Annotated in this window: 9 protein-coding genes; 7 read left to right on the forward strand and 2 right to left on the reverse strand. The window is 63.8% G+C overall.

Annotation, left to right across the window (positions count from 1 at the left end; translation table 11 throughout):
* Window positions 1–146: 146 nt before the first annotated feature.
* Complete coding sequence (locus QQS14_RS15615; RefSeq protein ID WP_285907946.1) at window positions 147–1,067, reverse strand: hypothetical protein; 921 nt, start codon at window positions 1,065–1,067, stop codon at window positions 147–149.
* A 190-nt stretch (window positions 1,068–1,257) separates the two neighbouring features.
* Here QQS14_RS15615 and ybgF point away from each other — a divergent pair, with 190 nt between their 5' ends.
* From ybgF to QQS14_RS15650, 7 genes are all read left to right on the forward strand, one after another.
* On the forward strand, window positions 1,258–2,178 hold the full coding sequence (gene ybgF / locus QQS14_RS15620) for a tol-pal system protein YbgF (protein WP_285907947.1): 921 nt from the start codon (window positions 1,258–1,260) through the stop codon (window positions 2,176–2,178).
* An 84-nt stretch (window positions 2,179–2,262) separates the two neighbouring features.
* Entirely contained in the window at window positions 2,263–3,609 is a 1,347-nt protein-coding gene (dprA, locus tag QQS14_RS15625; protein ID WP_285907948.1) for a DNA-processing protein DprA, read from the forward strand.
* A 115-nt stretch (window positions 3,610–3,724) separates the two neighbouring features.
* Window positions 3,725–4,114 carry a hypothetical protein gene (locus QQS14_RS15630; RefSeq protein WP_285907949.1) on the forward strand — a complete coding sequence of 130 codons (390 nt, stop codon included), beginning with the start codon at window positions 3,725–3,727 and terminating at the stop codon, window positions 4,112–4,114.
* A 2-nt stretch (window positions 4,115–4,116) separates the two neighbouring features.
* Complete coding sequence (locus QQS14_RS15635) at window positions 4,117–4,953, forward strand: HDOD domain-containing protein (protein ID WP_285907950.1); 837 nt, start codon at window positions 4,117–4,119, stop codon at window positions 4,951–4,953.
* A gap of 70 nt (window positions 4,954–5,023) precedes the next feature.
* Window positions 5,024–5,986, forward strand: coding sequence for a GGDEF domain-containing response regulator (locus tag QQS14_RS15640; protein ID WP_285907951.1), 963 nt, complete (start codon window positions 5,024–5,026; stop codon window positions 5,984–5,986).
* Entirely contained in the window at window positions 5,961–6,929 is a 969-nt protein-coding gene (gene xerC / locus QQS14_RS15645) for a tyrosine recombinase XerC (RefSeq protein WP_285907952.1), read from the forward strand. The genes QQS14_RS15640 and xerC overlap by 26 nt, the downstream gene beginning before the upstream one ends.
* A 22-nt stretch (window positions 6,930–6,951) precedes the next feature.
* Entirely contained in the window at window positions 6,952–7,458 is a 507-nt protein-coding gene (locus QQS14_RS15650) for a peptidylprolyl isomerase (RefSeq protein WP_285907953.1), read from the forward strand.
* A gap of 140 nt (window positions 7,459–7,598) precedes the next feature.
* Here QQS14_RS15650 and QQS14_RS15655 read toward each other — a convergent pair.
* Window positions 7,599–8,239, reverse strand: a 641-nt coding sequence (locus QQS14_RS15655; protein ID WP_285907954.1) for an AlwI family type II restriction endonuclease, incomplete at its 5' end; no start/stop codon positions are given.

Here is an 8,239-nt window from a genome sequence, read left to right on the forward strand (position 1 = left end):
AGCCCTTGAGCCGTTGGCGAGTCTTCGAGCCTTACGGATCATGAGAGCAGAGATGTACTTCCTGTACGCAAGGATTTGAACTTTTGGAAGCAACGACGCAGATCGCCGTTTTTCAACGACGCAGATCGCCGTTTTTCAACAGCCTGTTAGAGCATGGTCATGAAGTTCATGAACAGGGTGGCGTTCATGGCGTGCATGAGCCAGAGCAGGCAGGCGGCCACAAAGGTCAGCCCCTTGAAGCGCAGCGGCGTCTGGCTGCGGGCCGTGACCAGCCAGAGGATGGCGCAGATCAGGCCCAGGCCGCAACCGGCCGCCCAGACCAGCCCCAGCGGGGTGCCGGTGGTCATGGTGGCCAAGGGCTCGGGCAGCACGGCCAGGAGCCAGCCCTGGCAGGCGAGGAAGCTGAGCATGGCCGCCACGGCCCAGCGCGAGGCCAAGTTGAGGGAAAAGCGGTAGTAGTCGCGGCCGAAGTCGTCGCGGTGGCGGCGCAGCACGAGGTAGACGCAGCTCAGACCGGCGGCTGCCGTCACGCAAAGGATGATGTGCATGGTCGCCATGGGCCAGAGCATGGAACCGGGGCCAAGTCCGGCCTGGACCGCCTCCGGGGGCAGCCCTGCCAGGAGCTTGGCCGGAACGGTCACGGCCACGCCCGTTGCCGCTGCCAGGGCGGCGCCAATGCCAAGGAGCATGTGGATGCCCCGTGATTCGCGAAGCTTTTTCCAGGTCAGGAAGTAGGCCGGGCCGAGAAGGGCGAATACCCCCAGGGCTGCCAGCGAAATGAGGAAAGGCGAGGCGGGGTCGAGGAGCCTGGAGGTGAGTTGCGGAAAGCGGACCGTGGCCAGCCCGATGGACCCGGCCAGGATGATGAGAAAGAGCGGGAACAGCACGGCTCCCATGGCCGCGACCTGCTGGCCGTATTTGTCCAGGAAGACTCGGCCCTTGAACCTGGCGGCGGCCTCGCTGGACACGGCCACGGCCGGGCAGCCCAGCGCGGCCATCCCGATGAGGCTGAAAAAGGCGGGTGCCAGCATTGTGGCGACGAGGATCAGGCTTTCTTGCATGCTCATGAGAACTCTCCGGCGGCTTGTCGGCCATGCGCCATGCGCGGGCCGCGTGGCATATTTGCCTGAAAATCATCGACTCCGCAAGCGGCGGGCTGCGCAACGATTCATGGCGGCGCAGGCACTTGTTGCAAAAAATGCTGTGATCGCCTATCTCTCATTGAACAATCGAACTTGCCAGACCGGAGAATTCCTCATGAAATACATCACGCTCGGCCTGCTCGCCGTCTTCAGCCTGCTGGCAGGCGGCTGCACCGCCGCCCGGCAGACCTCGGCCACCACCGAGGCGAGCACCGAATGGCGCATCAAGAGCCTTGAGGAAAGCTTTCTGAACTTTCGCGAGGAACAGCGCAGGCAGGCGGATGTGAACGACGAGACGGCCGAGACCATGGACCGGCGGCTGGCCGCCATCGAGGCGGACCTGGCCGTGCTCCGGGGCGGCGAGGTGGTTGTTCAGGCCCCGGGCGACAGAGCGCGCGGGGCGGTGATGGATTCCGGGGGGCAACTTCCCGAACCTGACGACCTCGCGCCCGAGGACGGGGGCTGGGTGGCTGGTGCGCCGTCGGCCGAGCCCGCCCCCATCGCCGAGAGCGGGGAGGAAAAACCCTGGGCCTCGGTGCCCGGCCCGCCCGCCGTCATTCCCGAACCCACGGTCATCAAGCGGCCCGCTCCGGCTGCCAGCTCTGCCCCGAGCCAGCCTGCGAGCCCGGCCAAGACCCCGGCCAAACCGACTCCTGCCAGCGGTGCCCAAGCCATGTACGACGCGGCCTTGACCAAGTACAACAGTGGCGATTTCGTGGGCGCGCGAGGTGCCTTTGACGAATTTCTCGGAAAGTACCCGAGCGACGGGCTGGCCCCCAACGCCCTGTATTGGAAGGGCGAGACCTACTATTCCCAAAAGGACTACGCCCAGGCCATCCTGACCTTCCGCGAGGTCACCAGCCGGTTCCCGAAACACGCCAAGGCGGCCTCGGCCCTGCTCAAGATCGGCATGTCCTATGATCGGGTGGGGGATCGGGACAACGCCGTGTTCTATCTGCGGGCCCTGGTCGAGGATTTCCCCGCATCCGAGCCCGCCGCGCTGGGCCGCAGGGAACTGAGCCGTCTGGGAGGCTGATCCGGGTTCATTTTCTTCATCCGGCCGGAGCGGTGCGCTGTCGCGCGGTTTGCGGCCTCGTCATTGCCGGAGTCACCCGCGACCATGGACCAGCACAAGGAATTCTTCGCCTGCCTCGCCTTGCGGCACACCCCGCGCCTTGGTCCCAAGGTCTGGAAATCGCTGTTCTCGCATTATTCTTCCGCCTTTGAGGCGGTGCAAGCGGCCGCGTCGTGGCCCGGACTGGAGCTCGCCGCCAAACCCCTGGCCCGGGCCTGCGCTGCCGAGGTCTGGCGTGCCGGGGCAGAGGAGGAATACCGGGCCGCCAAGCGCGCGGGCATGCGGGCGGTCACTTGGTTCGATTCCCTTTTCCCGGCCGCACTCAGGGAGATCGACGACCCGCCGTGCCTGCTCTACGTCAGCGGCGATGTCTCGCTCCTCGGCAACCCGGGAGTGGCCGTGGTGGGCGCGCGCGAATGCACGGCCATGGGCCTTGAGGCCACGCGGCGCATCAGCTCCCAACTCTCCCGCATCGGCATCACCATCATCTCCGGGCTGGCCCTTGGCATCGACAGGCAGGCGCACCTGGGCGGCCTGTCCGGCATCGGCGGCTCCATCGCCGTGCTCGGCTGCGGGCTGGACGTGGACTATCCCTATGACAACCTCGACGTCAGGCGCGCCCTTGACGAGAAGGGGCTGGTGGTCACCGAGTTCGGTCCGGGCGTCACCCCCCGGGCCGGGAATTTCCCCTTTCGCAACCGGATCATCAGCGCCCTGTCCCTGGGGGTGCTCGTGGCCGAGGCCGCCCACAACAGCGGCAGCCTGATCACCGCCCGGCTGGCCGGAGAGCAGGGACGCGAAGTCTTTGCCCTGCCCGGGCCCTTGGGCCAGCCCACCTTCACCGGCTGCCATCGGCTCATCAAGCAGGGCGCGGCCCTGGTGGAAAACGCCGAGGACATCGTCCATATCCTGCGTTTTGATTTCGCCCGGGAGCTGGCCCACATCCCGAACCCCGAGCCTGACGAATCGGCCGACGAGTCCGCTGTAGCCACCACCCCCACCTCCGTGGCCGCAGGGGCCAGGTCAGGGGGGGGCAAAAAGCGCAAGGACACGATGGCCCGGAAAAAGGGCGGGAAGGGGCAGGGCCCCAAGGACCGGGAGCTGTCTGGCGTCCGCAAGCGGACCGGACCGGACTGGCGGACCGACGCCACGCTGGGCGACGAGGAGCGCCAGCTCATGGAGGTGCTCGACGGCGGCGAGCGGATGCACATCGACACCCTGGGCCGGGCGCTTGGCTGGGAGTCGTCCCGGGTCAGCCGGGCGCTGCTCATGCTGGAGGTGCGCGGAGTGGTCCATCAGTTGCCCGGCATGTGGTATCTGGCCAGGGAAAGCGGGGCGACCGACGCTGTCGCAGCGCCGGTGGCCCGGAGCGAGGCGGATGGCGATGCCTGATTGTCTCCCGGCCTCTTTGGCGATTCATCCCGGCGCGGGCTTGAGGCCTTGGGCCGGGCCGTGTACACTGGGGTGTCCCGCAAGCTGGGCAACTCCACACACGAGGCTGTGATCCATGCAGAAAATCCCCATAGACCTGGCCCGCCCGGGCATGAAGCTGGCCCGTCCCGTGCTCAAGGACGGCGGCATGGTCATCATGGCCGAGGGCATGGAGCTGAGCGACAGCCTCATTGCCCGGCTCGCGGCCATGAAGATCGAGCGCATCACCGTGGAGGGCCATCCCGTGGACTTGGGCGGAGCGGGCGCTGGCACGCGGTACGCCGAGCGTGTGGAGCGGATCGAGGTGCTCTTCCGCGGCTATGGCGAGGACAAATGGATGGCCCGGGTCAAGGAGCGCATGGGTCAGTATTTCCGCATCAAGGCCGCTGCCCAGGAAGCGAAGATGAAGGCCGCGCAGGATGGTGCGGCAGCAACGGACAACGGCGCGGCCGGAGCCGGGGAGTGACCATGGACGACGATCTCAAGACCAGCGTCAAGGGCCGGATTCTCCAGGTGGCGGACCTGCCGACCCTGCCCGATGTCCTGGAGGAGGTGACCAGGCTCGTGGAGGACCCGGACGCCTCCACCGAGGCCATCGCCAAGGTCATCTCGCGCGACCAGGTCCTTTCGGCCAAGGTGCTCAAGATGGTCAACTCGCCCATCTACGGTTTCCCCGGCCGCATCAGCTCCATCCAGCACGCCCTGGTCCTGCTCGGCTTCAACGTCATCCGGGGCATCATCATCTCCACCTCGGTCTTTGACATGATGGTCCTGAACATGAAGGGGCTGTGGGAGCATAGCCTGGGCTGCGCCACTGCCTGCAACATCATCGCCCGCCGCGCCGGATTCGAGGACCCCGAGGAATACGCCGTGGCCGGGCTGCTTCACGACCTGGGCAAGGTGGTCACGGCGGTCCAGCTGCCGGACCTGCACGCCACCATCGTTGCCACGGTCCGCGACAAGGACTTGAGCTATTTCCAGGCCGAGAAAGAAGTCATGGGATTCGGCCACGACCGCATCAACGCATGGCTGGCCCGCCACTGGGGGCTGCCCCCCAACATCCGCGAGGCCATGGCCCGCCACCACGCGCCGCATCTGGCCGAGTTTTACAAGCCCATGGCCTGCGTGGTCCACCTGGGCGATTTCCTGGTGCGCCTCTTCGAGTTCGGCAACTCCGGCGACGACCAGACCGCCTACCTGCGGCCCGAGGCCCTGCTGGAACTGAAGTTCAAGATGTCCGACCTCGACAGGGTCATGGACGAGATGGCCGAGCAGTTCATCGAGGTCTCTGACGTGACCTTCTAGCACCGTCGAGGGTGTAGGGCGCGTGCGTCTTCCTTTGACGCGGCCTGTGACCGGTGCTAGGTTCGCCCCCATGAGCCAGACCCTGGAGAAATCCCTGTTCCAGCGCGGACAGACCGCCTTCCTGCTCTCGCCTGATGCGTCGCTGGCGGCCATGCTGCGCGCCCTGTGGTCGCCGGATGTGCTCAGTTTCACGGTCTTCGAGAAGGGCGGCAAGGCCATCGAGCATCTGTTCAACGATCCGCCGGACCTGCTCATCGTGGACAACCGGCTGGCCGACATCCCGGCCGTCGAGGTGGCCAATCTGGTCAAGAGCGAGAACGTCTACCGCCAGTTGCCCGTGGTCATGTGCGTGGACCCCGTGGACGTGGAGACACCCTGGAACTGGAACGTCATCGAGGTGGACGACTTCCTGGTGCGGCCCTTCAACCCCTCCGAGGTGCGCGACCGCATCAACCTGACCCTGTGCCGGGCCATGCGCGCCCTTGACGCCAATCCGCTCTCCAAGCTGCCGGGAAACACCTCCATCATCCAGCGCATCCAGCAGCTCATCGACGCCGGGGAGGATTTCGCCCTGGCCTACTGCGACCTCGACTATTTCAAGTCCTACAACGACAAGTACGGCTTCTCCCGAGGCGACGAGGTGCTGATGATGACCGCCCGGCTCATCGTCAACACCATCCGCAGCTACCACGGGATCATGAGCTTCGTGGGCCATGTGGGCGGCGACGACTTTGTCTTCATCCTGCCGCCGGACAAGGCCGAGGACGCCTGCCAGCGGATCATCGCCGCATTCGACGACATCGTCCCCCATTTCTACGACCCCGACGACCGCAAGCGGGGCAACATCACCTCGGTGGACCGCGAGGGCAAGACCAGGATATTTCCGCTCATGGCCGTGTCCATCGCCGTGGTGGTCAACACCGGGGGGCGCATCACCCATTACGGCGAGGTCTCGTCCATAGCCATGGAACTGAAAAAAAAGGCCAAGGAAAACCCGAGGAGCTGCTATGTCATCGACCAGCGGCAAGTCTAGCGGAGCCAGGGGAGGCGGCACCAGACCGGGCGGCGAGATGCTGCGCGGATTCCTGGCCCATCTGGCTGTGGAAAAGGGCTACTCCGAGGCCACCATCCGCTCCTATGGGACCGACCTTGAGCAGTTCGGCGAATTTCTGAAGCGTTCCAAGCGGTCCCTTGAGAAGCCGGAGCGCATCACCCGAGAACATGTGCGCTCCTTTCTGGCCGAGCTGCACCGGCTGCGCCTGACCAAGGCCACCATGGGCCGCAAGCTCTCCAGTCTGCGCGCCTATTTCCGCTACCTGATGCGCCACCGGATGATCAGTGTGGACCCCATGGCCACGGTGCGCAACCCCAAGCAGGAGAAGCGGCACCCGCAAGTCCTCAACGTGGATCAGGCCGTGGCCCTGATGGAGGCGGCCATCGAGCCCGACCCCGAGGGGCTGCGCGATCTGGCCCTGGCCGAGGTGCTCTACGGCTCGGGCCTGCGCATCAGCGAGGCCATCGGCCTTGATCTCAACGACGTGGATTCCGACGTCATCCGGGTCACGGGCAAGGGGTCCAAGGAGCGCATCGTGCCCTTGAGCGGCGCGGCGGTGAAGCGCATCAGGCGCTACCTTGAGCAGCGTCACGCCATGCTCGGAGACAATTATGCGGAACAGGCGCTTTTCCTGAGCGTGCGCCAGGGCAAGCGGCTCAACCGGCGGCAGGCCAACCGCATCGTGGCCCGCCTCGGCGCGCTGGCCGGGCTGCCCAAGGACGTGCATCCGCACATGCTCCGCCACAGCTTTGCCACCCACATGCTCGAAGCCGGGGCCGATCTGCGCAGCGTGCAGGAACTGCTCGGCCACGAGCGGTTGACCACCACCCAGCGCTATACGCATCTGGACATGCGCCACATCATGCAGGTATACGACCAGGCGCACCCTCGGGCCAAAGAGGACGGCAAGGGGAAGAAGTAGACACCACAGCACGGAGAAGACGATGGAAAACCCGATGGTCCTTCTGGAAACCCCGGAAGGCGAGATCCTGATAGAGTTGTATGCCGACAAGGCCCCCAAGGCCGTGGAGAACTTTCTCGCCTATGTGGACGAAAGGTTCTATGATGGCACCCTGTTTCACCGCGTGATCAAGGGATTCATGATCCAGACGGGCGGGATGACTTTTTCCATGGCCGATAAGCCCACGCGCGACCCGATTCCCAACGAGGCGACCAACGGCTTGAAGAACCTGGCCGGAACCGTGGCCGTGGCCCGCACGGCAGACCCGCACAGCGGCACCTCCCAGTTCTTCATCAACGTGGCCGACAATCCGGACCTGGACCACACCGGCACCGAGGACGAGAACTACGGCTACTGCGTGTTCGGCGAGGTGGTGGATGGCATGGACGTGGCCATGAAGATCAGCAAGGTCAGGACCAGGAGCTACCAGGGGTTCGACGACGTGCCCGTGGACCCGGTGTCCATCATCACGGCCCGCCGCTTCGAGTAGCCCGGGTCGCGACAGGAAAACAGCTTTCACAAGAAAAGACCTCCGCGAGGACAAGACGTTTTCCATAAATGTTGAAAAAAATAGCCCCGGATTTTTCGTCCGGGGCTATTCGTTTTGTATGGACAGAAACGGCCTGTGAGCTACTGCTTCAGCGAAGTGGCCGCCTGTTGGGTCAGGTCAGACACCTTTTTCTTCCATTCGGGTGCGTCTTTGATGCTGTGCATCCGACAATCCCGTAGTAGTTCTTTAAACCTTGGCAAAATCATCGAAACATCATCCATTGACGCATCCCACAACGCCTTAAAATCCTTCAAGGGCATAGGAACGATATGCAAGTCGATCTTTTGGTCGTTTTTCAGGTACCAGTTTCCAAGCCTGAAGGTGTCCGCAGTGTTGGTGTCAATGTTGATTGCCAGGAATAGGCCGAATACATCCTTTCCATTCTCTTCAGCATATTTGGCTACATGCCGTCTGACAGGTTCACCTTCCGCCGCTTCCTGTCTGGAGGAAGAAGTCAAAGTGACTTCGACAACCAGAATCATGTCTTCGAACTCAAATACAATATCCGGTCCATTCCCAGGCGCTGTCCCGATAGGCAAGAAGTCTTGATCCACTTTAAATCGGCGTGCATCCCATGGCTGGTTTGTCAGGGAGTTGATTGCAAGGAATGCTCGCCAAACAACCCATTCGAAATAGGCCGGCTTGAAGCCTTTAGGAATGTGTATCTCTTCGCCGTTTTTAAGCGTTGCCTCTTCTTTTCCCCTAATAAGCAAATCAAAAA

Source organism: Pseudodesulfovibrio pelocollis (assembly GCF_030282845.1).
Taxonomy (GTDB): Bacteria; Desulfobacterota; Desulfovibrionia; order Desulfovibrionales; family Desulfovibrionaceae; genus Pseudodesulfovibrio; species Pseudodesulfovibrio pelocollis.

Excerpts from the sequence above, each read along its gene's own strand:
- QQS14_RS15615 (WP_285907946.1), bottom strand. The coding sequence starts at position 1,067 with ATGAGCATGCAAGAAAGCCTGATCCTCGTCGCCACAATGCTGGCACCC.
- ybgF (WP_285907947.1), top strand. The coding sequence starts at position 1,258 with ATGAAATACATCACGCTCGGCCTGCTCGCCGTCTTCAGCCTGCTGGCA.
- dprA (WP_285907948.1), top strand. The coding sequence starts at position 2,263 with ATGGACCAGCACAAGGAATTCTTCGCCTGCCTCGCCTTGCGGCACACC.
- QQS14_RS15630 (WP_285907949.1), top strand. The coding sequence starts at position 3,725 with ATGCAGAAAATCCCCATAGACCTGGCCCGCCCGGGCATGAAGCTGGCC.
- QQS14_RS15635 (WP_285907950.1), top strand. The coding sequence starts at position 4,117 with ATGGACGACGATCTCAAGACCAGCGTCAAGGGCCGGATTCTCCAGGTG.
- QQS14_RS15640 (WP_285907951.1), top strand. The coding sequence starts at position 5,024 with ATGAGCCAGACCCTGGAGAAATCCCTGTTCCAGCGCGGACAGACCGCC.
- xerC (WP_285907952.1), top strand. The coding sequence starts at position 5,961 with ATGTCATCGACCAGCGGCAAGTCTAGCGGAGCCAGGGGAGGCGGCACC.
- QQS14_RS15650 (WP_285907953.1), top strand. The coding sequence starts at position 6,952 with ATGGAAAACCCGATGGTCCTTCTGGAAACCCCGGAAGGCGAGATCCTG.